Here is a 21,816-nt window from a genome sequence, read left to right on the forward strand (position 1 = left end):
CGTCACCGGGCCCGAATGAGGCCGCCATCAGATGGCGGCGAAAGTGCGGTGGCACCGCGAGTTGCCCTTCTCGCCCGCACTCCCAAGGGATCATGACGACGTCCTTCGGAGGACCGCAATGATCCAAAGCCGCGTACACGTCTCTGACCTGCGAGAACACGTCGGCCGTACCGTTACCGTCTGCGGCTGGGTGAACACCCTCCGCCTTCAGCGCAAGATGCAGTTCGTCATCGTGCGGGACAACACCGGGCTCGTGCAGGTGACCCACAAGCGTGACGACGGACCGCTGGAAGCGCAGCTCGAAACCCTCACCCCTGAGTCCGCCGTCAAGATCACCGGACGCATCGTGGACGCCGCCCAGGTCAAACTCGGCGGCCTGGAACTCGTCCCTGAAGCCGTCGAGGTTCTGAACCTGGCCGCCACGCCGCTGCCGATTGACGAGCACACCGGGATCGAGCACCGGCTGGACTGGCGCTTCCTCGACGTGCGCCGGCGTCCTGCCACCCAGCTGATGTTCGCCGTGCAGACCACCCTGGAGCAGGGGATGCGCGAATACGCCTACGCGCAGGGTGCCACGGAGATGCACACGCCCAAGCTCATGGGCACGGCCTCGGAGTCCGGCGCGGAGGTCTTCAAGCTCGGCTACTTCGGTCGCAACGCCTACCTCGCCCAGTCGCCGCAGTTCTACAAGCAGATGGCGATCTCCGCCGGCGTCGAGAAGGTCTTCGAGATCGGCCCCGTCTTCCGTGCGGAGCCTTCGTTCACCTCCCGGCACGCCACCGAGTTCACCGGCGTCGACGTTGAGCTGGCCTGGATCGATGGCGTCGAGGACGTCATGGCGTTCGAGGAGCAGATGCTCGCCCACGCGATCGCCAAGGTGGCCGACGCCCACGGCGAGGCCATCCGGGAACAGTTCGGTGTGGAGATCACCGTCCCCACAACGCCTTTCCCGCGCATCACGATGGCCGAGGCGCACGACATCCTGCGCAAGAGCGGCTGGGACCCGGAAGGCATCAAGGAAGACCTGGACCCGGAGGGCGAGCGGAACATCAGTGCCCACATCCAGCAGGCGACCGGCCACGAGTTCGTGTTCATCACGCACTACCCGGTGAGCATCCGGCCCTTTTACCACATGCGGCCGGCCGACGACCCGAGTGTGACCCTGAGCTTCGACCTGCTGTGGAAGGGGCTGGAGGTCACCACGGGGGCTCAGCGCGAGCACCGCTACGACGTGCTGCTGAAGCAAGCAGCCGAGAAGGGCATGAGTACCGAGCCGATGCAGGACTACCTGAACGCGTTCCGGTACGGGTGCCCGCCGCATGGCGGTCTGGGCATGGGCCTTGGACGGGTGCTGATGGTGATGCTCGGCCTGGAGTCGATCCGTGAGGCCACCTTCCTCTTCCGCGGGCCGAACCGGCTCACCCCGTAACGGACCTTGGATGGTGCTCCACGGCACGGGCCGACGCCGCGTGCCGTGGAGCACCTGCTCAGTAGCGGACATTGCGCAGGTCATGCGTCCATGCCTCGCCGGGGTTCTTGTCCCAGTAGGCCCGCAGGGCCAGCTCCCTCTCCGAGAAGCGGCCCTGGTGGCACAGGCCGCCGTGGGACAGCGTCACGCTCATGGCCAGTGCCGACTCCGTGGTGACCCAATGGGGGGTCAGAGCGTGACTCCACAGATGGTCGCCGGGGCGCATGGTGATGGACTGGCGATCAGCCGCCTCGTGCTCGGGCGGCTCCTCAGCGGTGGTCTCGCCGACTACCGCCGCTTCCGGCGACAGGTGTTTGCCGGGGTCGAGGTAGCTGTGGAACGTCTTGATGCCATGCACCTGCCAGACCAGGCCGTGGGAGTTGTCGTTGTGGTACGTCGAGGACGCACCGGCTGTTGACAGGAAGAGGATCGGCGCGAGGCGCTGCCAGGTGAAGCCGCGAGCGGACAGGTGAGTCCGCCACGGGATCATGACCTCCTCCTGGAAGCCGCTGAGCAGATCGCCGTAGAAGCGGTTGAGGTTGAAGTGCACCAGCCGGAACGGCCAGGTGACGATCTCCTCGATCGGCGCGGTGCGGAAGGCGGCTGTGCGGTCCATGCGAACCTGCCAGTCGTCGTCGCCGAGGATCGTGAATCGGACCTCTTCGTCCTTGCGGATGTTGTCGAGGACATCGACAGCTGGGACGAACAGGTAGTCGAAGGAGACATCCAGCTCGAAGTTCGGCGGCTGCCGCCAGCGATCGGTGAAGTCGTCGGGCGTCTTGATCGTCATAGAAGGGGTCCATCGAGTCGTGTGCGCGTCATCAGGCCGGCGCGGCGCACTCCGCACCGGCGGTGTCGCAGGTGGTTGAGGGGCGGCAGATGGCGGCGCAGTCCGGGGTCACCCGGTCCTGCGCCGGCGCGGTCAGGAACTGCTTGATCGCGGACCGCGGTGCGTCGACGCTGACGGATGTCTGGCCGTAGGGGCAGCGGCGTATGTGGCCGTCGGGGGAGACGTACGCGGTCGCGGAGCGACACAACCACCGCTCGCCCCCGTCCACGGGGAACTGCAGGTTCTTCAGTTCGCCGAGATAGGCGTGGTAGCGGTCAGACAGATGGAAGTGGCGGCCCAATACCTCGGCGTCGATCAGTTGTTGCACCAGGTAGTCCTGGACCGACTTACCGTCCCGGCGCAGAGCCCGCTCGTCGAGGACGACCGGGCTGAACTGGACTTCCACGTCGGCTTGGGACACCAGGTCGGCCAGTTCTTCGCACTCACCGTCGCTCAAGCCCCAACAGGTGAGGTGAAGGATCTTCACCTCAGTGCTGATGGCGCGCAGCGTTTCCATGCCCGAGGCGGCAGACCGCGTCGTGCGCCCCGCCAGCATCGCACCTCGGGAGTCGGCGGAAACGGTGACGTTGGTCAGCAGGTGCGCGACCTGAGAGAGGGCGACGACCTCAGCCACTGTGCGTGCTGATGTGACTATCGACACGGACATGCCGAACTGGTGGGCCAGCCGTACGAGTTGCCGGAGTTCGGGGTGGTGGGTCGGTTCTCCGCCGGTCAGGCAGACCCCTTCGACACCCACCTCTTTCAGCCGCGACAGGGTGCGGGTGTAGGTGGCGGTGTCCAGGAAGCCGTGGGCTCGGTCGGCCCGGAAGCAGAAGCCGCAGGCCACCTTGCAGTGTCCAGCGGTGGAGATCAGTGCGGTGCGGACTCGGGTACTCATTGCACCCCCGTGTTGTCCCAGACGGCGATCTCCACGCTGGTCCTGTAGAACTCGCACATTTCGGGGTCCGGACGGTCGCCGCCGATGAGAGCCTGCTCGTTGCGGGACGGCCCGCCGCAGATGGCCAACGCCGGGCAGTTCCCACAATCGGTGATAGGGGCGACCTTCTTGGCCACGCCGGCCATGAGGCTGGGGTTTGCGCGCAGCGCGTCAAGGGTGTGCAGGAAGGACGGCTCGGTGAAATTGATGTCACACAGGCTGACCCGGTTGCCCGGCAGTAGGGCTGCGTTCAGGCTGCGGTCGCCCTGCATGTGGTCGAACAGCATGGGCCGGCGGGTGTCGAGCGCCTGGAAGGCACGGTCCAGGACGGAGAAGAGCATTCCGCCCCGCCCCAAGGCTGCCAGCCGTGCCTCGTAGAGTTCGCGGGCGAGGTCGGCGCCCTGTACCCGCCACTGGCCCCCGGTGGGGATGGGGGTGTTGACGTAGATGAACTTCAGCCCGAGGTCATCGATGATCCACCTGACCGTCTCGGCAAGGCGACCGATGTTGGCGGCCGTCGGGGTGAGGTTGCACCCCACGTGCAGTCCCTCAGCGGCGACGAACCGGGCGACGTTGCGGCGAATCCGGTCGTCAGCGGGCTGGCCACCGAGAAGTAAGCGGTGGGCGGAGTTGACGCCCGGGGGGCCGTCGATGGAGATACCGACCCCGTACTGGTACGCCACGAAGTGACTGAGGGCATCGTCGGTCAAGCGGGCACCGTTGGTGACGACCGTACGCCGCACTCGGGCTACGTCGTAGCGGTCGGCCAGCGTATCGGCGAGTTGGTCGCCGTACTGCATAAGGTCGAAGCGGATGGTCGGCTCGCCGCCGAACCACTGGATGGACACTTCCTCCTGCCCGGCGTTCTGCTCGAACAGGAACTCCAGCCCCTCCGACAGTTCTTCCTTCGTCATGTCCGGCTTGCCGCTGTTCGTGTCGACGAAGCAGTAGGTGCAGGCCATGTTGCAGCGATCGGTGAGGACTACTCGCAATCCGCTGATTCGGCTGGGGGCGGCGTCGAGGCCGAGGAGTCGAAGACGTTCATGGAGTGCTTCACGTCGGTCGACGACAGGGCCGTCGGGGGTGAAGCCGAGCCCGGCGAGGGCTTCATGTGTCGCGGTCGGGGGGACCCCGGCGAGGTCGTGGACCTCGCCGGAGTCGATGAACACACTGTCCAGTCCGACAGGGTCGAGGAGAACCGCTTCCCCGCCCCGCTCGTACTGGAAGTACTTCCCCCACAGCATCCGGGGGGCGGCCATGAGCGTCAGGCCGCCGTTTCCTCTTCGGCGATGCCGAGCTCGCCCATGACCTCGCGCACCTGCCGCTCGGCGGTGGCCTGGAGCTCCGCCGAGGCAGCCGGGGAGCCACCGTCGGCGAGCACGATCACCCCGGGCAGGGACGGGTTGGGGGCGATCACCGTGATGCCGGCCGGGTCGGTGCTGATGACCATGACCGCGTCCTTCAGCTCCACCCAGTCGGTCCGTTCCTTCAGGGCCTCCATGATGCGGCCCTGCTTCTCCTGGAACGAGGCCCGCTCGCCCATCCACACGCCCGCCTTGGACTTGGAGTCCACGACGTCCGCGTAGATCAGGTGGTCCTTCTTCTCTCGCCTGGCTTGAGGCACAGCTGATCCTCTCGTTGGGTGTCGGGATGTGCTGGTACAACCACTTGCATCCGCCGGAACCCGGCGGGTGCCGTCCCACGGGGAGTTGGTGAGACGGCGCCGCTCTGCCGCAAGCGAGTACGGTCCTGCAGGCCCTTACAGGCCACCGCGCTCGGGCGGCGGAGCGAGTCTTAGGGGGGTGCCTTCGCGCTCCCTGCGTGCCTTGATCAAGGCTCGAAGCAGCCCGTCAGCAGAAGTGAGGGTGCGGGAACCGGTGGGCAGCCGGTACCAGTGCAGCCCGAGCCCCGACGTTCGCTTCGCCGGGGGAACCAGGACGTGGCAGGACGTCCCCAGCGCAACTGTGCCCGGTTCGTCCCAGCGCGCAGCTGTGCCGACGGGCGTCATGAAGTACATACGCGGCGCGCGTCCGCCGTCGTCCAGTACGACGGACCCGGCAGGTAGTCCTTGCTCTTCGATGAGCTCTACCGCCCTGCGACCAACCTGTTCGGGCGCACGGATGGCGTCCCACCACGTACCGGCGGGACACAACTCCGGCTCGCTGCCGATGGGCATCCACCTCGGCAGTCGAGCAGTCGGGATCGCGTCCGGCATAGGAAAGGCCCCCTCACAACTGAGTGTGAGAGGACCATTCCACTCTGGAAGCGGGTCTGCGCGGACAAACTGTCCGTACCCAATTCCGGCCAACTAGCGCCCGGTTGAGGCGAGTTGTGCTAAGCGACTCCAGCCCAAGCACCGAAGGCGGAGAGTTCCACGGACGGATGTGTGTCCATACGCAGGAGGGCGCCGAGCGTTTCGCGTACAGATGGGTGGAATCGCGTGTGATTCGGCGCGATCTTCCGGGCTCGCTTCAGCTCCGCGAACGCTCCACCGCGGTCGCCTTCCGCGAGTCGCGCGGAGGCCACGTCGATGTGGTGGTGGCTGGATCGCTCGCCAACCGTCGTGCTCGGCGGCGCCCACTCTGTCCCGCCCTGTCCCCACTCGGTGAGTCGAGCCAGAGCCTGCTCGCTGTCACCGGTGTCGATCAGCGTGTGCACCGCGTGAATCTTGATGTTCGTCGGCCCAAAGCTCATCTTGTAGGCAAGGCTGTCTCGGCTGCCGGCGATGAGCGCGACCTGCTCGGCCTCACGGAGGAACTCGTCAGCTCCGTCGGGGTTGTTGTCCCGAGACTCCACTACCGCGAGCTTCAGCAGCAGCGCCCCATCGACTGCCAGCGCGTCGTGGGTGTACGAACGTTCCGGCTGGAGCCGCTCCAGCTCGCCGCGCAACCCCTTGAGCTTGCGGCGCGCAGACTCGGTCGCGCCCTGGCGCAGCATCGACCCCGCCACCAGGAAGCCGGCCGTGACCTGCATGAGCGGATCGCCGCTGCGGTCAGACGCCCAGCGAACTCGCTCCAGAGCGGTGTTGCCCAGGTCGTGGTGGCCCATCTTGTGGGCGAGGCTGTTCACGGCGCGGTAGGCGCGGGCCAGGTGCCAGAAGGCCTTCTGCTGTTCATCGCCGCGGGCATCGAGGGCAACGTGGGTGAGTTCGGTGATCACCGGAGGCAGCAGCGGCCCCATGGGCACGTACCGTGCGTCGCGCCGAAGAGCCGCGATCTGGTCGACTTCGGAGGCCAGAACCGCCAGCGGGCGTGGACGGGTCTCCAACTCGTCGGGTGTGTCGAAGCACAGCAGAATCCGCCTCAGTTCCGGGATGACGGCGTGCACCCCGTCCTCGGCCTCCGGATCCCCGTAGTACGGCTGACCGGTCAGCACCTCCGGGCCGAAGTGCAGTGCCCGCGCCAAGGCCAACATCAGACTCGGCGTCGCCTTCCGGGCGCCCGACTCCAGCTTCTGTATGAGGCTTGGCGAGACCGCGACCCGCTGGGCAAGCTGCGCGGCGGACAGCCCGCGCGTCTTGCGTGCCACCCGGAGCCGGTCTCCCAGCGTCAAGCTTTCACCCACGTTGGCATCCCCTCGCTGATTCTGTGCAATGTGGCCAGAGTACGTACTGCCGACCATGCCCAGAAGGTTCGTCGCCAAGAGTTAACTGGCCGACTGAGTGAGGGCGGTCATGAACCCTGCTCCAGGGCGGGCGGGACACGGCTCGACCCACAGGCCGCTGTGGTCTCGATTTTGATCATTGTCGTCGAACCGTGATGATCACGGGGGGCATGCTGCCCAAGTTTGACCGACCTCGGAGCGTGGGTTCAGCACTTCGCCACTGATCAAGCAGGGTCGGGCGCGTCACTCCGATTCCCTGTCATTGAGCAGCCCACCTCGGCATGCTGAAGACGGCTATGTCTCCTCGGTGCACTTTCGTATGGTCGCCTTGCTCTATGGCCTGCGCCGCGGCCCGGCAGCGTGCCTCGAAGGCCCTCACGATCGGCTGGACGTCGGTGGCATGGTCGTGGCGGAGGTACTCGGCTGCCATGAGTAAGTTCGTGTTCTCAGTTTGATGGCCAGAGCGCGCCTCCACGGTCGCGCGCAGGTACTGCAAGAGCGGTCCACGTGCCCCCGGGTGTGTCCAGGTTAGGCGTGCTGCCGTCTGCATCAGGTCTGTGCTGAATATGCCAGCGCCGTCGTACAGATCATGCGCTTCTGGGCAGAGCAGCACCACGTTGTCCAGACAGTGAAAGCGACGTTCGGCTATCAGCCGTGGATACGAACGGCTGAGGTCCTTGGTGGCAGGCCAGGTACGTACGTGCGCGATCTGGAGTCGTCCTTCAGTCAGGTGGTCAAAGCCTTCCGTGCGGTCAGCCTCGTGCTTGCCGCGATGCCAGGCGAGAGCCTCAAGTTGGGGATCGTCAATGATCTGCCACTTGGTCAGCTCGGGATGTTGGAGAGCGCATCCTGTGTGCCGCATCGCATAGAGCAGATCTCGCAACGGTCGCGACATGGGAGGACGGTCATCAGCCACGAAGCATCTCTATCAGCAGCCACTGACAGCGCCGCCTTCCTGCACTGTGTCCGACACCCCTCCTAACGTCGGCTGAATGGATCACACGACCGACCAGAACAACGTCCGGCGCGTGGCGATCACTGCGCGGGGTGATCGAGCCGACATCGAGATCGACGGCACGCGGATCGACCCGAGTGCCGTCAAGGCGTACTCGGTCAACTACTTCGCCGGGGAATGGCCCGAGGTCCTGCTGCAGGTTGCCGACCGAGGCGACACCCGTTGGTCGGGGATGGCCCGCGTTGCTGTCGCCGACCTTCCGGACCCTGGCCCGGCAGCGGCACTCTTCCTCGACGCCATCGACCCGGAGGCTCTGGAACGCGCGGCTCTTTCCCGCCCCGACCTGGGCATCGAGCCGTACTCGCTGACGAAGGCGATGCTCACCCAACTCGGGGAGTGGGCCCGTGGCCTTTGACGTGGACGGCGCCCGCCGCGTCGTCGGCCGCATCCTCGACGACAAGCTGGAGGTATGGCGTGATAGCGCCGGCCGTACGGACGACGTGTTGGACGAGACCACGGGCAAGCTGGTGCCACCCGCACCGGACGAGGAGCTGGTCTGGGACGGGCTCGGCGCGGTGATGCCGCTCGGCCGCCCTGCCATCACCCAGCCCGTCGGCGGGTCGGTCGCCGTCGAGCCGCCGACCACCGACTACCAAGCCGTACTGCCCGTAGACGCCCCCGTGCTGCGGCGCGACGACGTAATCCGCGTGGCCGGCTCCGTCCGCCCCAGAGGCCCCCGCGACCCGCAGTTGGTCGGCCGCCGGTTCCGCGTCTCCGACGAAGCGGTAGGCACCTACAGCGTGGTGCGCATCGTCCGGGTCCAGGTGATCGACTGATGGCCCCGGCGAACCCGCACCCCAACGCCCACCCGGACGCGACGGCCTTCCGGGACCCGATCGCGCTGGCCGCCGCGCTCGCCAGGATGGGTCCCGCTGCCCGCGCCCGCACGCGGACGATCACGCGGCATCACGCCATGCTGCTGCGGGTCCGCATCCAGCGGAACGCCAGCGGCAGGCCCGGCCCGAACGTGATCACCGGGCAGTATCGTGCCTCCTGGGACGTGCGGATGCGCATCAGCGGCGGCGAGGCCACGGCCGAGGTGTTCTCCGATGCCCCGCAGGCGCGGCGGCTGGAGTACGGCTTCGTCGGCGTCGACTCGCTCGGACGGCACTACCGGCAGCCGCCGTTTCCGCATGTCGAACCAGCATTCCGGCAGACCGAACCAGGGTTCATCCAGGCCCTGGCCGAAGGGGTGCTGCCGTGACCGCCCGCCTTCCGGTTACCCGCGCGCTCGCCACCCTCATTGAGCACACCACCGGCCGCCCGTGCGGCATAGGGGAACTCCCGCGTGTGCAGGGCAAGTCCGGCTGGGAACCCCCACTCGCCCCGTACACGATCCTCGATTCGCTGCCGGCTGAGTTCGGTGGCCCGCCCCTGTGGGACTGGCATGCGGACGCGGCCTGGTCCTATCAGGTCACCTCGGTCGGGGAGCGGGCCGATCAGGTCGAGTGGCTGGCCGACCGGGTACGCGCCGGCGTCGTCGGCCGGATCGACGGCCATTGGTCCCACGACCTGCACGTACCCGAAGCCCGCGTGATCGACCGGGAGTTGACCTACGACGCCGGAGGAGAACCTTCCGTGTCGGCGGTAGGCGCTATCGTGTCCTACGTGCAACGCGTCACGATCACCGTGACACCTGCCTGAAGACTCGGTTCTTCACCCTCACCGCGGAGGCCCGCGCGGACGCTAGGCCCCAGGCCAGGCGAACCCCCTTTGAACCTCAAGGGGCAGGGCCTCGGCACCGGTGCGCTGCCCCAGAAGTGGGAGCGGACCTGTGTCCACCAGCACGAAGAAGACCCAGACCCGTTTTCTGCGGCGCGGCATCTCCAAGATCCTGTGGTCGAAGGACCTGGGCAACCCGAAGTACCCCAGCCGCCACGAGATCAACAGCGCGTTCGGCCTGACCGACGCCGTCTCGGACATCGAGGGCTGGGCCCTGCAGAACGACCCCATCGAAACCCCCGATATGGGCTCGACGTTCAACTCCTCGATCCCGGGCAACGACAAGGCCGAGAACTCCAGCCTGACCTTCTACGAGGACCGGTTCTCCGACGCGATCGAGCAGCAGCTCCCCAAGGGGGCGAAGGGCTACGTCATCCTGCTCCGTAAGGGCGACCTGCCCGGCTCCCGCTCGGTCGACGTGTTCCCGGTCCAGGTCGCCACCCGCGCTGCCACCTACTCCACCGGCAACGAGGCCGCGAAGTTCAAGGTGGACTTCACCATCACCGACGAGCCTTCGCTCGACCGTCCGGTACCGCAGGCACACCCCCACCCGATGCCGGACGAGGACTGCGACACCCCCGGCCGCGGGCACGGCCACCACGAGCACGACGAGGTCGACGTGACCGTGGTCAGCACCACCAAGACCAAGACCGAGGCCACGGTCCGCGAGCACGACGCCGACGAGGCCTGATGATGTCGCGCCCCGCACAGGCCAAGCGCCCGTCCCCCTCCGCCAGCCCGGGGGAGGGGGCGTGGTCGGCCAAGATGGAACGACTGCGCCGCCGAGCCCGCCCACAGAACCGGCTGCGGATCTGCGATGACACCGGGCTGCGCCGACGGTACGACGATGCTGAGCAGGCAGCCCGCCGGGCCCGGTTCGTCGCCGAGGCCAACCCGGGTGACGAGCTGGCCGCGTGCCAGGCCACCGAGGCCGACGCCGCGCGGGACCAGTCCCTGGCGGCGCTCGACGCTGCCTCGGAGTTCCTGACCTTCCGCGCGCTGCCGCGCCCGGTGCTGGAGGAGCTGATCTCCGAGCATCCGCCCACCGAACAGCAGGCGGAGGAGGGGGCGATCTTCAACCCCGACACCTTCCCCGCCGCGCTGGTGGCGGCGGCCTCCGTGGACGGCATGAGCCGCGAGGAGGCCGAGGAGCTGCTGAACGGCTGGTCGGCGCCGGATGCGAACGCCCTGTGGGACGCGGCCTGGCAGGTTCAGCAGGAGAGCCGGGTCGAGCTGGGAAAAGGCTGAGCCGTGACGCCAGCCTGCGCGCCGAACTGGAGCTATGCGAGAAGTTCCGCATCCCGCACTCGCAGTTCCTCGGAGGCGACGGCCGCTGGTCCGATCTCGACCGGGCCAAGGCGCTGGCCTGGGCGGAATGGCAGCGGTCGGTGTGCCCGGAGTGCCGCACACGGCTCCAGGAGTGGGACCGCGAACGTGGCGGCGACCCCCACGCCTACGTCACCGACACCCTGCGCTGCCCCGGCTGCGAGCTGATCGAGCAGGAACGCGATCACGTCCCCCAGGACCGGTCCGGCTACGGCGTGAAGATCCAGCTCATCCCGCGCGAGCAGTACCAGCCGCGCCCCTGATCCACCCCCGCACGATGTAAGGAGGCCGCCCGCGGTGGCTGGGTTCACCCTCACGGTCGCGATGCGCGCCGAGGTCCGCGACCTCATCGCGGGAACCCGCGCTGCCTCCGTACAGATGCGGACCCTGGGGGAGCGGACCGACGCGGCGAACCGGTCCCTGGCCCGGCTGGACGCCAATGGGGCCCGGCTCGCTGCGCAGTTCGCCTCGCTGAATCGTTCCTCCCGCGCCGCCGTCGGGGAACTGAACCGAATCACCGCCCGCGCCGCCGCAGCACGCACGGCCCTGCGCACGGCGGGCGAGGACGGGGGACGGTCGATGTCCCGGCTCCAGCGGGCGACCGCCGGGGCCGGTCGGCGTGGCCTGACCGGCGCCAACATGCTCGCCGGCGGTGCCCTCCTCCTGGGTACCGGGCAGATCATCGAGGAGGGCAACCGCTACCAGCGGCAGATGAACCTCTTCCGTGCGGTGACCGGCGCGACCGCCGCACAGATGAAGAGGGCGGCCGTGGTCGCCCAGGAACTCGGTAACGACCTGACGCTGCCCACCACGACGTCGGCGGATGCCGCCGAGGGCATGGTCGAGCTGAGCAAGGCCGGTTTCCGCGCGGACCAGTCGATCGACGCTGTACGCGCCTCGCTCCAGCTCGCCGCGGCGGCCGACGTCAACGCTGCCACTTCGGCCAAGTACTTGGGCGACATCATGGATCAGTACGGTCTCGGTGCTGATCAGGCGGCCAAGGCGTCCGACACCCTCGCCGCCACGGCCAACAGCGCCTCCGGGTCCATCACCGACATCTACTACTCGATGCGGTACGCGGGCCCGGTCGCCCACGCGCTCGGCGTCAGCCTCCAAGACACCGCCGCCGCAGTCGGCATGCTCGGCAAGAGCGGCATCCTCGGCCAGACCGCCGGCACGAGCCTGCGCGGTATCTTCGCCAACCTCGCAGCGCCCACACCACAGATGCGGGGCGCCCTGAAGGACCTGGGGATCGAAGCATTCGACACTCAGGGGCGTTTCCGAGGCCTGCGCACGGTGATCGACGGGCTGTCGAAGGCCGAACGCACCATGTCACAGCAGGACTTCGCGGCCGCGGTCACCCGCGCGTTCGGCAAGCCCGCGCTCAGTGGCGCGGTGGCGCTCGCACACCAGGGAACCGAGACGTTCGACGCCCTGTCGATGGCCGTACGACAGACCGGGGCCGCGGCGTCCATCACCGCCTCCCGCGGACAGGGCCTGACCGGTGCGATGACGCAGCTGCGTACCCAGGCGCGGCAGACGGGCATCGCCCTGTACGAGGGGATGGCGCCCGGCCTGGAGTGGGTGACCCGGCTGCTCACCCGCGGGATGGCCGGGGCCACGCCGTACCTGACCACGGCCCTCGAATACGGCCGCGACCTCGCCACGCTGTACGGGCCAGACCTGAAGGCCAGGACCGAGGCCGGACTGGGCGGGCTCATCGAGGAAGCCCGGCAACTGGTCGGTCCGCTCAAGGAGATCGGCGAGCACTCCCTGGCCACCGGTCTCAATCTGCTGATCAACGCGGGCACCACCCTGGGCGATGTCCTGTCCAACGCCGCCGACGGTGCCGAGCCGCTGTTGAAGGCTGTCGCGGGCCTGGGCCAGGAGGGCGGCGCGGCGGCCGGCACGCTCGACATCGTCGCGACCGTCGCCAACGCCGCCATGGATGCGGTCTCCGGCCTGTCCCTGGTTCTCGTGCCGATCGGGCACGTCGTCGGCGGCCTCGTCACGGCGTTCGGCGCCCTCCCGGCCCCCATCCAGTCGGCCGCGCTGGCGATGCTCCTGTTCCGCCGGGCGCAGCCCGCCCTGACGAACCTGGCCACCACCGTCAGCGGGCCGGTCCGCTCCGGTATCCGGTCGTTCAACGACGAGATGCGGGTCCAGCAGTCCTTGGCCGCCACGTCCGGCGTCGCCCTGTCCCGGTACGGCGCCGCCTGGGCAGCAGTCCAGGCCCGCATTGGATTCCTCGGCAACATGACGGCCGCGTTCCGCAGCGCGAGCGGCGCCGGAGTCACCTTCACCGGCACGCTCAACGGAATCGGCCGGGCAGCCGGATCGGGGCTGCGCTCTGCGCTCGGCGGTGTGACCAACGCCCTCGGCGGCCCGTTCGGTGTCGTCATGGCGGGCGTGTCGGTCGGCCTCGGGCTGCTCGCCGCACGCCAGCAGAAGGCCGCCCAGGCCGCCGCTGAACACCAGCAGCGCATCTCCTCGCTCACCTCCGCGCTGCGCGAGTCTGGCGGCCAGATCGACAGCAACGTCCGCCAGCAGGCGGCCCAGTCCCTCCTGGACACCAAGACCGAGCAAGGCCAGCTCACAAAGGTCATGGAGCAGGCCGGCGTGCCCCTGGCCGCCCTCACCGACGCCTACCTCGGGCAGGGAACGTCCCTGGACGCCCTGCAAAAGCAGCTGCAGGCGACCGCTGACAAGCACAAGATCTGGAAGGACGTCGCCGGCGGCAAGGCGACCGTCCGGGACTACTCGGACGTCGGGCAGCGGTACAAGGACGCCGCCGACGCGCTCGGCAGCGTCAAGGGCGAGATGGCCGACGCGGTCAAGAACGCCAAGGAACTCGCCAACGCCACGAAGGGTGCCGGGGACGGCACCTCCGCGTACGACCGGCTGAAGGCGGCCGTCGGCGGTCTCGCCGACGAGACGGCCGACGCCGACACCCGCACCCGTTCGCTCAAGTCGGCACTCGACCTGCTGTCCGGTGGCCAGATCTCCCTCCAGGCCGCCAAGGCCAAGGTGAACAGCGCCGTCCTGGACCTGCAGGAGGGCAGCAAGAACGTCAACCGCGGACAGGGCTACGGCGGCAAGCAGCTCGTCAACGAGGACAAGACCCTCAACACCACCACCCGCAACGGCCAGCAGCTGTACACCCAGCTCACCGCCCTGTCCGACGCGGCGGCCGACGCCTCGGTGGCGACGTTCGACCTGGCCAAGCGCAACGGCGAGACGCTGCCCGCGGCGCTCGCGAAGGCACGCGAGCAGATGAGCCGCGCCCGCGCCGAGGCGATCAAGGCCGCCCAAGGCTACGGCCTGACCAAGGCCCAGGCCGAAGGCGTGGCCGACAGCCTTGGCCTGTTGCCGTCGAAGGTGTCGCTGCTGCTCCAGACCAAGGGCATGGACTCCACCCTGGCCAACCTGATCGCCGTCCAGGCCGAGTTCCACCGTCTGCCGAAGCAGCGGACCATCAAGGTCGACTCCCTCAGCGACGGCGCGCAGAAGAAGCTGCGCGACCTCGGGTTCACGGTGAAGACGGTGCCGGGCACCCGTCAGATCAAGATCACGGCGCCGACTGCGGCGGCGAAGAAGAACCTGGACACTTTGATCGACAAACTCGGCCGCACGCCGAGCAGCAAGAAGGTCACCGTCTCCGCGTCGACCGCCGCGGCGATCAAGAGCCTGGAGGCCGTCCAGGCCAAGATCCGCGCGACGCCGGGCGCGAAGTACGTCGTGGTGCAGGCGCCGACGGCCGAGGCGCGCAAGCAGTTGCAGGCGCTCGGCTTCCGGATCGAGAAGGTGCCTGGGTCGAAGAACGTCAAGGTCATCGTGCCGACCAGCGGCCCGCGCAAGGCCGCGGACGCCATTCAGCAGCGCATCAACGCCTTGCGTGGTAAGGAGGTGACGGTCACCACCCGGCACGTCTCGATCTTCAGCCAGCTTGCCGAGCAGAACACCAACATCGCGGACGTCATCGAGAAGCAGGCCGAGGCACAGGCCCGCGCCGCCAAGCGGCATGCCGACGGCGCGGTGGTCGACTACTTCGCCGACGGCGGGCTCACCGGTGGCCAGCGCCGCGAGCGGCACGTCGCACAGATCGCCCCGGCCGGCAGCTACCGCATCTGGGGTGAGCGGGAAACCGGTGGGGAGGCCTACGTGCCTCTGGCTGCCTCCAAGCGCGCGCGCAGCAAAGCGATCGTGGAAGAAGTCGTTGACCGCTTCGGCGGCCAGGTCGAGTGGTACGCCAATGGCGGCGTCCGCGGCGCCCGTAGCCGTGACTACACGCCGATGCTCGCCAGCTCCTTCAAACAGGCCCGCAGCGTCGAGGCCATCGCCGGTGTTGTGCGCTCCTTCGACATCCGCACCAGCAGCGACCGCGCCCGCACCCGCGTGGTCGATGCGCGCGCCGGCGGCCGGGTCCAGGTCGTCGTCGTGCGCGAGCAGCAGCCGCTGATCGGCTCCATGCCCATCAGCGTCACCGACAGCGCCGCCATCCCCGAGCAGATCGGCAACGAGATGATGCGCACCCTGCGCAACGCGCAGCGGGGCGGGAGAGTGTGATGACCACAGCACCGAACAAGCACAGCCGCCCTGAACTTGCCCCCTGGCAGTACGAGATCGGCGGCGTCGTCCTCGGCACCGGCACCTACGTCCCGGTCGGCAACGTCGAAGGGCTCGGATCGCCCGCCACCCGGCCGCAGGACGCCGACAACGCCAACAGCGACGGCACCACTCCGGGCCGGGACTTCTACGGCCCGCGCTCCCTGCGCTTCGAGGCCGGCATCAAGACCCCCGGCGACCCGGTGAAGGCCGCCGACATCCTCGCCCGGCTGGAGCGGGCCCTGGACACCCCCGATGCCCGCACCAGCCCCGACGGCCGCCACATCCTGCGCGGACGGTGGCCAGGACACGCCACCCGCCGCATGTACGGGCGACTTCGCCGTATGGAAGCGACCAGCACAGCCAACGCCGTGCACGGCTGGATACCCCTAGACATTGAGTTCGTCGGCCTGGACGACCCGCGCTGGTACGACGACGAGCTGTCCACGCTGACGCTCGGCCTCGACCAGGCGGCCCGCACCGACCGCGCGGACCGCACCGTCGACGAGGCAATGGGCCGCCCCGCCGCGGGCCGCCGGCCGCCCGAGTCGGAACATTGCCCGGCCGACGACCGGCCCGGATGGGTCACCAACCACGGCGACGTGCCCACTCACCCCAGCCTGCGGGTACACGGCCCGGTCACCAACCCGCGGATCTGGAACACCGCCACCCGCCACGTTCTCGAACTCGGCCTATCGCTGCGCGAGGGTGAGTGGGTGGAGATGGAGACGCGACCCGGCACCTGCTGGGCGCTGCGCAACGGCACCGTCAACGTCGCAAACGACCTCAGCCCCGCCTCCCGTCTCGACCTGTTCACCCTCCCGCCCGGACGGTCCGAGATCGCCTGGAGCGCGAACGACCCGTCCGGCACCGCGCGCCTCGAGGTCGCGTGGCGGTCCGCGTACACCACCTTGTGAACGGAGAGACTCGTGACGCTGCAACCCCCGATGATGGTGCGCGGGGCCGACCACTCCGCCCGCGCGATGCGCCTGATGATCCGCGACCTGGCCCGAGGCCGGCAGGGTGTCGCGGGCGGTGAGGACCTGAAGGTTCGCCCCCTGGAGACACCGGGCCCCGGCGTCCGCGTCGGCGACGGCTCCGCTCTCATCCACGGTGCCCAGCCGTGGCAAGGGGCCTACACCCAGTCCAACATCGGCGACACCGTGGTCGACGTGCCGCCGACCGGGCCGGTCGCCCGCACCGACCTGCTCGTGCTGCGCATCGAGGACCCGGAGTTCGAAGGCGACCGCGACCCGCGCCGCCAGGAGATCGGCTACTTCCACCTCATCGAGAACATCGGCTCACAGGGCACCGCCGCGCTGCGGGCGATGACGGCGATCCCCCTGGCCCGCCTCACCATCCCTCGCAACACCGCGACGATCACCGCCGAGATGATCACCGACCTGCGGCGGCTGGCCAACCCGCGCACCGAGCGCACGCTGCGCACCGTGCACCCCGAGACCACGGAGAAGGTGGCGGGCAAGCACGGCCAGTGGGCGGCCTGGCCCAAGGAAGCCGCCTGGGACGTGGACATCCCCGCATGGGCGACGGAGGCCGCCATCGTCGTTACCCTTTCCGGCCTGCGTGCCGAGGCGGGGCCGGTCTACGCCGAACTGCGCACGCGGTTCGGGGAACGCGCTGCGAAGCCGACCGTCGTAGACGACGAGGGGACGACCACCCGCCGCGCCAGCGTCACCCTGGCCGACACCCTCTCCGTGCCGCCCGCCTACCGCGGCACCCGCCAACACCTGGCCGTCGAGATCAACCAGAACGATAAATACGGGGACGGGGACCTGACCGTCGCCAAGGGCACGACGGTCACCCTCGACGTCGCCTTTACGGAAGGACCCGTGTGAGGATGGCCGACTACCGCTACATCGTCGCGCGGGCCGCGACCGGCGACATCCTGCACTGGAACCTGCCGCTGAGCGAAGTGGAGTACGGCCCGGAAATCTCCGGGCCAGGCGCGCTGAAGGCGACCCTGCCGACTTCGTTTCGCCGCCAGCTCAGCGACACACTCGACGCCGGCGACACCGTGCTCCTCGTCGAGCGCAACGCCCGCCTGCACTGGGGCGGGCTGCTGTGGCGCGCCGAACCGGAGGGCAACACCCTGCCCATCGAAGCCTCCGGGTTCGGCAGCTACCTCCACCGGCGCTTCGACCTGCACGGCAACCTCGACGGCCGCGGCCCCTACATCGACGCCGACCCATGCCAGGTCATCCGCGACGTGTGGGCCTACGCCCAGGCCCAGCCGGACGGCGACCTCGGCGTGGTCGTGGACGACACCACGTCCCAGGCGAAGACCGGCACCGCGAAGGACCCTTACACCACTTCCAAGACCGACCCGCGCAACCTCGGCGACATGGTGGACGAGATGGCCGATATCCATGACGGCCTGGAGTGGTCCGAGGCTGTGACCTGGCGCGGGCGGCGCGCCGAGCGGCGCATCATCCTCGGCGCACCCCGCCTCGGACGGCGCCGGGAGGACCTGACGTTCACCACCGGCGCCAACGTCGTCGGCACACCGCACGTCATCAAGGACGCCGACTCCTACGCCCAGTGGGTCATCGGGCTCGGCGCGGGCGAGGGCAAGAAGCGCAAGGTCGTCGTGGACGGCGTATGCAACGGACGTCTGCGCCTGGAACACCGGCTGGAGACGAGCGAAAGGGACGAGGCCAAGCTGAAGCGGCGCGCCCGCCGCGAACGCCTGGCCCGCCAGGTCCTGCCCACGCTGACCGAACTGGAGATCATCGACCACCCGGCCGCCCCGATCGAGGCGCTGCGTATCGGGGACGACGTACGGATCCGCCTGTTCGAGCCGCACACCGAGTACGACGGCTGGTGCCGGATCGTCGGCTGGACCGTACGGCCCGGCGAGGGCGAGACCGCCGAGCGCGTGACGCTGAAGCTGGAGCGCACCAACAAGCCCGAGGACGAGACGGGCGAGGGAGAGGAGCAGTAGATGCCGGACACCATCGCCGCCCTCGGCCGCCGACTGGCCCGCCTGGAGAAGCGGGTCACCACCCTGGAACGCGCCAGCCACGCGCCCTACCCGGAGTGGCATGACCTCCCCCTGACCGGCGACACTACTGTCCCGGACCCGGAGCAGCCGCCGCAGTTCCGCGCCAACCCCTGGGACACCACCGAGTTCTCCGGCCGCATAGGGCTGGCCGGCGGGCGGGCAACCGACGAACAGCTGGTCGCGCTGCTGCCCGAGGGCTACTGGCCGGAGGCGCCGCGTACGGTCGACGTCGCCTCCGACGCCCCACGCCGCAACCTCCAGCTCGACATCGACCCCAAAGGCCTGGTGCGGCTGCGTGTGCAGGGCGGGGGTAGCGTCCGCGCGACCTGGGTCAGCCTCGACAGCACCTCGTTCCGGACCGACCACGATGAGGCTTGACCAGCGCACGCCCCGGCCACCAGCCGGGCACCGCCGGTAGCATGACGCCCGGGTGACCCTCCACCCGCTTCGCAACCCCGAGGGACCGGACCGCAGCGGCGGCCACGGCCGACTGCCATCCGGCGCAGGGGAGAAGGACGAAGCGCGTGGCTACACCGCTGAGCGCGGACAGGTTCCTGTCCGCGCTGAAGGGCGCCGGCCTCGGCGTGGTCGAGCACGGCAACTGGCGCACCCACAACCGCAACACCCACGGCAACTGGGGCCCCGTCAACGGGGTCATGATCCACCACACCGGCCCGTACAGCTCCGAGAAGGACATGGTGGAGCTGTGCCGGACCGGCTACCAGGACTTGCCCGGCCCCCTGTGCCAGGGGGTGATCGACCGCTCCGGCACCGTGCATCTGATCGGCTACGGACGCTGCAATCACGCCGGGATGGGCGACACCGACGTTCTGCTCGCCGTCATCGCTGAGAAGGCCACCCTCCCGCGCGACAACGAGGCCGACACCGACGGAAACCGGCACTTCTACGGCTTCGAGTGCATCAACACCGGCAGCCAGCCGTGGCCGGCCGCGCAGCTCGACGCCATGGCGCGCGCGGCGGCGGCGCTCTGCCACGCGCATGGCTGGAACGAGCACAGTGTCATCGGCCACAAGGAGTGGCAGCCGGGCAAGCCGGACCCGGGCGGCATCGACATGGACGACTTCCGTGCCCGCGTCGCCCGTCACCTCAAAGGCGGTGGCGACAAGCCGAAGCCGCACCCGAAGCCCACGCCACACCCCAAGCCGAAGCCCAGGCCGACGCCGAGGTACGCGGCGTACCCGGGTGCCCAGTTCTTCCGCGAGGGCCGCTCCTCGCCGCTGATCGCCGCGATGGCCAAGCGCCTGATCGCTGAGGGCTGCGACTCCTACGACACGCCACCCGGCCCGGTCTGGAACGAGGCGCACCGCCGCTCGTTCGCCGCCTACCAGATCAAGCGCGGCTTCCACGGCGCCGACGCCAACGGCATCCCCGGACCCGAGACCTGGGCGGACCTGCGCGTCCCGCACCAGGCCGGCACCACCGAACCGACCCCCACCACCCAGCACCAGGAGCACGACCCGATGCCGCAGTCCCTCGCCGACATCGCCGAGCGCACCCTCGCCACCTACCTCCAGGCGCTACTGGGCCTGATGGCCGCCTCCAGCGCGACCGACATGGTGTCCCTGTCGGCGTGGCAGGCCGCGGCCGTCGCCTCGATACCCGCCGCGCTCAGCGCACTGAAGTCCACCCTCGGCACCGCCCTGGGCAGGCAGGGCACAGCCTCCTGGCTGCCGGCGAAGCACGACCCGGCCACCCCGAAGTACTGACCCGCCGGTGACGGAAGGGAAGGAGGAAGCCGTGCCCGAGGGACAGGTGGCTCTCGCCCTGGCAGAACTCCGGTCGGCGCTGGAGGTGGGATTCGCGCGCATCGACGGCCAGCTTGCCCTGCTTGTCCAGCGCAGCGACCAGACGGACAAGGCACTTGAGGAGCTGGAAGAACGAGTGAGCGCGCTGGAGAAGACCCGATGGCCGCTGCCGACCATCGCCGTGCTGGCCAGCGTCACCGCGGTGGCGCTCACCCTCGTCAGCCTGACGATGAGGTGAACACCCTCTCCGTCAAAAGGCGTTGTCCGACAGTGTGCATAGCGTGAGGGCGCAATGTACCTGCGGCCTGGGGGTCTTGATGGATACGACAAACCTGCTAGTCACCGACCTGGAGGTGGACACCGCGCTCGCGGACCTTGCGGTTCCGGCCGCCGTCCGCGCGGTGTGGCAGCTGCTGTGGGAGTCGGAGGTGACGGTGGACGAGGTCCTGGCCCTCGACGTGCCGGACGCGGAGCTGGAGGACCACCTTGTCGTCGTCCGGGAGGCGAAGGAGCCCGGCGTCTTCGAGGTGCGCATCACCCCGTCGGCCGCCGGCGCGCTGCGCGAGCTGATCGGGGCGCGCACCGACGGGCCCCTTTTCCAGATGGACGGGCGGCGGCTGAGCAAGGCGAAGGTGGCGGCTGCCTTCCGTGCGGCGACCGGCGGGCGCAGCGTTCACGCCCTGCGGTTCACGCGGCAGGCCAAGGAGCGCGGCTCGATCCGGCTCGGCTCCGTCGCCGCCGACGCACACCAGGAGAAGACCGCGTAGCCTGCGCGGGCAAGCACACAGGCCCCCGCCGAAGCGGGGGCCTTTAGCCCTCTTGGAGAGAAGACCGCCGCCACCATAGCAGCGACCGTCGCTCACGCCGGCGTGATGCCGCCGATACGCTGCCGTCTGCATCCAGGACAGACAGCGGAGGACGGGAATGAGTCGGCGCAAGCCGTATCTGGTCGGGCATCAGGAGTTCGCCGCCCTGTACCGCGTCGATCCAAAGATGGTCGGGCAGTGGCTGGCTCCCAGCCGCGGTGTCCTGGACCCGTCCACGGCCATCGTCGTCAGCGGGGTGCGGTACTGGCCGCTGGGCTTCGCCGTCCGCTTTGGAACCACGACGAAGCGTTTCCGCCAAGTCGACCTCGACGTCAAGGCGCGCATCATCGCCGAACAGGGCGAGGGCTGGGAACCGGACCTGGGGGACGAGTTGCCGCCGATTGTCGGACAGCAGGAGATCATCGAGATGTTCCACCTGCCCGCGCAGGGGAACCTGGCTATGTCGATCACGACCGGACGGTTCCCGCAGCACGACTGGCTGCTGTCCGGGTCGATGCTCTGGCTGCTGGACACCGTGCTGGACGCCGCTCCGAGTCTGCGCGAGAGCGCGCGGAGTGTGCCGTGGGAAGTGGATGAGACGGTTGTCGCCGCGTTGCGGGACGGCACCTACGACGGGCCTGGAAGCCGTGTTCTCACCCGCGGTCGTCACGCCGGAAAGGTGCTCTGACCTGGGCAAATACTGTACTTAGCCTCGAA

The 21,816-nt window shown here is 69.0% G+C and carries 22 protein-coding genes and 1 pseudogene; 17 read left to right on the top strand and 6 right to left on the bottom strand.

Annotated features, from left to right (window positions below; translation table 11 throughout):
* The first annotated feature begins 118 nt into the window (after window positions 1–118).
* Window positions 119–1,429 (top strand): aspartate--tRNA(Asn) ligase, encoded by a 1,311-nt coding sequence (gene aspS / locus OG956_RS24630; RefSeq protein WP_330340154.1) that lies wholly within the window; start codon window positions 119–121, stop codon window positions 1,427–1,429.
* Window positions 1,430–1,487: 58 nt separating this feature from the next.
* Here the strand turns inward: aspS and OG956_RS24635 are convergent, their stop codons facing one another.
* The 6 genes from OG956_RS24635 to OG956_RS24660 all read right to left on the bottom strand — a co-directional run bounded on the left by OG956_RS24635 (window position 1,488) and on the right by OG956_RS24660 (window position 7,753).
* Window positions 1,488–2,258, bottom strand: coding sequence for a hypothetical protein (locus OG956_RS24635; protein ID WP_330340155.1), 771 nt, complete (start codon window positions 2,256–2,258; stop codon window positions 1,488–1,490).
* Between the two features lie 31 nt (window positions 2,259–2,289).
* Window positions 2,290–3,195 (bottom strand): radical SAM protein, encoded by a 906-nt coding sequence (locus tag OG956_RS24640; RefSeq protein ID WP_330340156.1) that lies wholly within the window; start codon window positions 3,193–3,195, stop codon window positions 2,290–2,292.
* Window positions 3,192–4,493 (bottom strand): radical SAM protein, encoded by a 1,302-nt coding sequence (locus tag OG956_RS24645; protein WP_330340157.1) that lies wholly within the window; start codon window positions 4,491–4,493, stop codon window positions 3,192–3,194. The genes OG956_RS24640 and OG956_RS24645 overlap by 4 nt, the downstream gene beginning before the upstream one ends.
* 5 nt (window positions 4,494–4,498) lie before the next feature.
* Window positions 4,499–4,858, bottom strand: coding sequence for a hypothetical protein (locus OG956_RS24650; protein WP_330340158.1), 360 nt, complete (start codon window positions 4,856–4,858; stop codon window positions 4,499–4,501).
* A gap of 710 nt (window positions 4,859–5,568) precedes the next feature.
* The gene (locus OG956_RS24655; RefSeq protein WP_330340159.1) at window positions 5,569–6,855 is read right to left on the bottom strand and encodes a helix-turn-helix domain-containing protein; all 1,287 of its coding nucleotides are present in this window, start codon (window positions 6,853–6,855) and stop codon (window positions 5,569–5,571) included.
* Window positions 6,856–7,096: 241 nt separating this feature from the next.
* Window positions 7,097–7,753, bottom strand: a complete 657-nt coding sequence (locus OG956_RS24660; protein WP_330340160.1) for a hypothetical protein — start codon at window positions 7,751–7,753, stop codon at window positions 7,097–7,099.
* 76 nt (window positions 7,754–7,829) lie between these two features.
* Here OG956_RS24660 and OG956_RS24665 point away from each other — a divergent pair, with 76 nt between their 5' ends.
* The 16 genes and pseudogenes from OG956_RS24665 to OG956_RS24740 all read left to right on the top strand — a co-directional run bounded on the left by OG956_RS24665 (window position 7,830) and on the right by OG956_RS24740 (window position 21,787).
* Window positions 7,830–8,207 (top strand): hypothetical protein, encoded by a 378-nt coding sequence (locus OG956_RS24665; protein ID WP_330340161.1) that lies wholly within the window; start codon window positions 7,830–7,832, stop codon window positions 8,205–8,207.
* The gene (locus OG956_RS24670; RefSeq protein ID WP_330340162.1) at window positions 8,197–8,628 is read left to right on the top strand and encodes a DUF6093 family protein; all 432 of its coding nucleotides are present in this window, start codon (window positions 8,197–8,199) and stop codon (window positions 8,626–8,628) included. The genes OG956_RS24665 and OG956_RS24670 overlap by 11 nt, the downstream gene beginning before the upstream one ends.
* Window positions 8,628–9,056: an HK97 gp10 family phage protein gene (locus OG956_RS24675; RefSeq protein ID WP_330340163.1), complete on the top strand. Its 429-nt coding sequence runs from the start codon at window positions 8,628–8,630 to the stop codon at window positions 9,054–9,056. The genes OG956_RS24670 and OG956_RS24675 overlap by 1 nt, the downstream gene beginning before the upstream one ends.
* Window positions 9,053–9,496, top strand: coding sequence for a hypothetical protein (locus tag OG956_RS24680; protein WP_330340164.1), 444 nt, complete (start codon window positions 9,053–9,055; stop codon window positions 9,494–9,496). Before OG956_RS24675 ends, OG956_RS24680 begins: the two co-directional genes overlap by 4 nt.
* A 130-nt stretch (window positions 9,497–9,626) precedes the next feature.
* A complete protein-coding gene (locus tag OG956_RS24685; RefSeq protein ID WP_330340165.1) occupies window positions 9,627–10,265 on the top strand; it encodes a phage tail tube protein in 639 nt (212 codons plus the stop codon).
* Between the two features lie 74 nt (window positions 10,266–10,339).
* Window positions 10,340–10,822 carry a hypothetical protein gene (locus OG956_RS24690; RefSeq protein ID WP_330340166.1) on the top strand — a complete coding sequence of 161 codons (483 nt, stop codon included), beginning with the start codon at window positions 10,340–10,342 and terminating at the stop codon, window positions 10,820–10,822.
* Window positions 10,765–11,163 carry a hypothetical protein gene (locus OG956_RS24695; protein WP_330340167.1) on the top strand — a complete coding sequence of 133 codons (399 nt, stop codon included), beginning with the start codon at window positions 10,765–10,767 and terminating at the stop codon, window positions 11,161–11,163. The genes OG956_RS24690 and OG956_RS24695 overlap by 58 nt, the downstream gene beginning before the upstream one ends.
* A gap of 34 nt (window positions 11,164–11,197) precedes the next feature.
* The gene (locus OG956_RS24700) at window positions 11,198–15,466 is read left to right on the top strand and encodes a phage tail tape measure protein (RefSeq protein WP_330340168.1); all 4,269 of its coding nucleotides are present in this window, start codon (window positions 11,198–11,200) and stop codon (window positions 15,464–15,466) included.
* Window positions 15,466–16,422, top strand: coding sequence for a phage distal tail protein (locus OG956_RS24705; protein WP_330340169.1), 957 nt, complete (start codon window positions 15,466–15,468; stop codon window positions 16,420–16,422). Before OG956_RS24700 ends, OG956_RS24705 begins: the two co-directional genes overlap by 1 nt.
* 12 nt (window positions 16,423–16,434) lie before the next feature.
* Window positions 16,435–17,361, top strand: coding sequence for a hypothetical protein (locus OG956_RS24710; protein ID WP_330340170.1), 927 nt, complete (start codon window positions 16,435–16,437; stop codon window positions 17,359–17,361).
* 2 nt (window positions 17,362–17,363) lie between these two features.
* Window positions 17,364–18,467, top strand: coding sequence for a hypothetical protein (locus tag OG956_RS24715; protein ID WP_330340171.1), 1,104 nt, complete (start codon window positions 17,364–17,366; stop codon window positions 18,465–18,467).
* Window positions 18,468–18,905 (top strand): hypothetical protein, encoded by a 438-nt coding sequence (locus OG956_RS24720; RefSeq protein ID WP_330340172.1) that lies wholly within the window; start codon window positions 18,468–18,470, stop codon window positions 18,903–18,905. It begins immediately after the preceding gene.
* Between the two features lie 146 nt (window positions 18,906–19,051).
* Window positions 19,052–19,954 (top strand): annotated as a pseudogene (locus tag OG956_RS24725) (peptidoglycan-binding protein); the annotation flags it as partial.
* A 331-nt stretch (window positions 19,955–20,285) separates the two neighbouring features.
* Window positions 20,286–20,531 (top strand): hypothetical protein, encoded by a 246-nt coding sequence (locus OG956_RS24730; RefSeq protein ID WP_330340173.1) that lies wholly within the window; start codon window positions 20,286–20,288, stop codon window positions 20,529–20,531.
* A gap of 79 nt (window positions 20,532–20,610) precedes the next feature.
* On the top strand, window positions 20,611–21,060 hold the full coding sequence (locus tag OG956_RS24735; protein ID WP_330340174.1) for a hypothetical protein: 450 nt from the start codon (window positions 20,611–20,613) through the stop codon (window positions 21,058–21,060).
* A gap of 157 nt (window positions 21,061–21,217) precedes the next feature.
* Entirely contained in the window at window positions 21,218–21,787 is a 570-nt protein-coding gene (locus tag OG956_RS24740) for a hypothetical protein (RefSeq protein ID WP_330340175.1), read from the top strand.
* Window positions 21,788–21,816: the final 29 nt, after the last annotated feature.

This window comes from Streptomyces sp. NBC_00557, from assembly GCF_036345995.1.
GTDB lineage: Bacteria > Actinomycetota > Actinomycetes > Streptomycetales > Streptomycetaceae > Streptomyces.

Bases quoted from the DNA above. Each gene is read 5' to 3' on its own strand.
- aspS (WP_330340154.1), top strand. From the start codon at position 119: ATGATCCAAAGCCGCGTACACGTCTCTGACCTGCGAGAACACGTCGGC.
- OG956_RS24635 (WP_330340155.1), bottom strand. From the start codon at position 2,258: ATGACGATCAAGACGCCCGACGACTTCACCGATCGCTGGCGGCAGCCG.
- OG956_RS24640 (WP_330340156.1), bottom strand. From the start codon at position 3,195: ATGAGTACCCGAGTCCGCACCGCACTGATCTCCACCGCTGGACACTGC.
- OG956_RS24645 (WP_330340157.1), bottom strand. From the start codon at position 4,493: ATGGCCGCCCCCCGGATGCTGTGGGGGAAGTACTTCCAGTACGAGCGG.
- OG956_RS24655 (WP_330340159.1), bottom strand. From the start codon at position 6,855: ATGGTCGGCAGTACGTACTCTGGCCACATTGCACAGAATCAGCGAGGG.
- OG956_RS24665 (WP_330340161.1), top strand. From the start codon at position 7,830: ATGGATCACACGACCGACCAGAACAACGTCCGGCGCGTGGCGATCACT.
- OG956_RS24675 (WP_330340163.1), top strand. From the start codon at position 8,628: ATGGCCCCGGCGAACCCGCACCCCAACGCCCACCCGGACGCGACGGCC.
- OG956_RS24690 (WP_330340166.1), top strand. From the start codon at position 10,340: ATGGAACGACTGCGCCGCCGAGCCCGCCCACAGAACCGGCTGCGGATC.
- OG956_RS24705 (WP_330340169.1), top strand. From the start codon at position 15,466: ATGACCACAGCACCGAACAAGCACAGCCGCCCTGAACTTGCCCCCTGG.
- OG956_RS24715 (WP_330340171.1), top strand. From the start codon at position 17,364: ATGGCCGACTACCGCTACATCGTCGCGCGGGCCGCGACCGGCGACATC.
- OG956_RS24720 (WP_330340172.1), top strand. From the start codon at position 18,468: ATGCCGGACACCATCGCCGCCCTCGGCCGCCGACTGGCCCGCCTGGAG.
- OG956_RS24735 (WP_330340174.1), top strand. From the start codon at position 20,611: ATGGATACGACAAACCTGCTAGTCACCGACCTGGAGGTGGACACCGCG.
- OG956_RS24740 (WP_330340175.1), top strand. From the start codon at position 21,218: ATGAGTCGGCGCAAGCCGTATCTGGTCGGGCATCAGGAGTTCGCCGCC.